This is a genomic window from Oleiphilus sp. HI0123 (genome assembly GCF_001635315.1).
In genome coordinates, this window is the sequence record NZ_LWGE01001557.1 from 1 (window position 1) to 1,728 (window position 1,728).

General features: G+C 43.2%; 1 protein-coding gene. It reads left to right on the forward strand.

What is annotated here, in order from left to right; translation table 11 throughout:
- Window positions 1-29: 29 nt before the first annotated feature.
- The coding region (locus tag A3761_RS20875; protein WP_197473155.1) for a hypothetical protein at window positions 30-1,728 on the forward strand (1,699 nt) is incomplete at its 3' end.

A 1,728-nucleotide genomic window follows, 5' to 3' on the forward strand; every position in this document is an offset into this window, starting at 1 on the left:
CATCAAACAATAATATATCTGTTTATGTTATGAATCATAAACAATATTCAACTGACGGGCATCTGGCGCTACCCGTTAGTGCTCTAGGGAATGAGTATATCATTGGTCATTACGTTGCATTGAAGAATTACACGAATATGCAGAGAACGAACCCTGTAATAGGGATCGTAGCGACGGAAGATGATACTTCTATCGAGATAGATGCTTCTATGGATATTTTCCCGGCCGAGTATGAGCGAGTTAAGGTTGGAAGCTTGTTTAATATCACGCTTAACAAGGGAGATGTATACAATTTAGAAGCTCGCGCATCTAATCTTGCAGATCTAACAGGTTCGATAATTAAATCGAACAAACCAATATCAGTTCTAGGGCAGCACCCTTGCGCATTTATACCGCAAGGTGTATCTGCATGTGATCATTTGGTTGAGCAGTTACCGCCGATCGAGAGTTTGTCGACAGAATATATCACTACCCCTTTTTGGGGGAGAAGCGAGAACCGTTTTGGCGATAGTGGAGATTACTTCCGAGTTATAGCGCCTTTTGACGAAACGTTGGTATACATTGATGGCGTATACAAAGCTAAACTGGGTAAAAAGCAGTACTTTGAGTTTTTCTCCAATGATGCACAGCATATTAAGACCTCTCATCCCGTGATGGTCATGCAGTATATGGCGGGGCAAAACCTTGATGGAGGTTATGGAGGCACACCCGCGCTAGTGGAAGCGGATCCAGCGATGGTGGTGGTCACCCCCGTTGAGCAATACCTCAAAAGCTATTTGGTTAATACACCTGCTTATACGATCGATAGAAACTTTATTAATGTTGTCATAGCAACTTCAGCGGTCGGCTCTGTCCAACTCAATGGAAATAGTGTAGATACAAGCCTATTTACTGAGGTACCTGGTACTGAATATTCATTTGCTCAAATAGAGATTGAAACGGGGTCTCATTTTTTGGAGGCAAGTGAGCCGATGGGAATGTATAACTACGGTTATGCTCGATATGAATCATATGCATACTCTGGAGGCATGGCGTTTAGTTTACCAGGTGATGTCGCATCACTTGACCTTAGCTCAAGTGATGGTTCTGCCTCAATTGGTGAGTCCCTATGCGTGATGGCGACAACAGTTGATAGTGAAGGTAAACCAGCTGCAGGAGTAAGAGTTGCATTTGCTACAACTGGGGAAAATGAGGATTTTGACTATGTCATGACTGACTCAGTGGGTGAGTCGACCTTCTGTTACTCTGGGCTGAACTCTGGAGTCGATACCATCACAGCAACAGTAATGGAGCTGATATCCACACTGGATGTTACATGGACGGAAGCGATAGAAAATCAGGCTCCTGTGATAACATCAATGCCTTCTTTGCTAACGACCTCAGAAGCATCATATTCTTATCAGGTAGAGGCATTTGATCCTGAAGGGGAGGAATTAACTTTCCAGTTAGTAGATCCCGCTTATAACATGTCTATTGATGCCAATGGTTTGCTTAGCTATCCAAGAGTTACCTGGACAACTGCCGGCAGCTTTGGTGGGCATACAGATATTGTCGTTGAAATAAGCGATGAAAGTGGTAATAAGACACTACAGAAATTTGCACTAAGAAATGACAGGCCTTATAACTTACCACCAGAGTTTGTGGTATCTACTCCCAACGCTAATGCAATCGTTGGTGTTCCGTATGTATACAACGCAGACTATCTAGACTTTAGAGTACGTGGGTATA